This window comes from Pseudoramibacter faecis, assembly GCF_036289405.1.
Taxonomy (GTDB): domain Bacteria; phylum Bacillota; class Clostridia; order Eubacteriales; family Eubacteriaceae; genus Pseudoramibacter; species Pseudoramibacter faecis.
Genome location: NZ_JAYFFI010000036.1, coordinates 1 through 528, shown reverse-complemented (window position 1 = coordinate 528; position 528 = coordinate 1). Strand labels below are relative to the sequence as shown.

The 528-nt window shown below is 41.1% G+C and carries 1 rRNA gene; it reads left to right on the top strand.

Going from position 1 to position 528, the window contains the following annotated elements:
* Nucleotides 1-73, top strand: a 16S ribosomal RNA gene (locus tag V3C63_RS11680); the annotation flags it as partial.
* Between the last annotated feature and the right edge of the window lie 455 nt (nt 74-528).

The following is a 528-nucleotide window of genomic DNA, read 5'->3' as shown; positions in this document are numbered from 1 at the left end:
GGTGGGATCGGTAATTGGGGTGAAGTCGTAACAAGGTAGCCGTATCGGAAGGTGCGGCTGGATCACCTCCTTTCTAGGGAGAACAGGGAGTCATGGTATATTCTCTTTTGTGTGACCTTAAGCAGAGAGCCCAATCTTCTGTGAAGATTGATGCGAATCGCTTATGCCGTTTTAGTCATTTTTCCACCGATTCATGGAATCAAGGAAAATGTGATCAAACGGTAATCCTTATAAATTAAGGACAGATCATACGAAATTCATAAAAGCATTCGTGCTTTGATGAAGAAACCTTTTCAAAGAGAAATGGATTTTAGCAAGGCAGCCGAGAGAGCGAAGGAAGGCGCATACAAAAGTATGCAACTGACTGAGCGAGATCGGATAACGCCGATAAAAGCCATTTGTCGAAGAAAAGAAGGTCATTGAAAACAACATAAACTACAAACCAAAAGTAACACAATTTCAAGTTCAATCTTAGAAATAAGGTAAGAACGATGAAAGCTACGAGAACCAGATGATAAGCAGAGAACC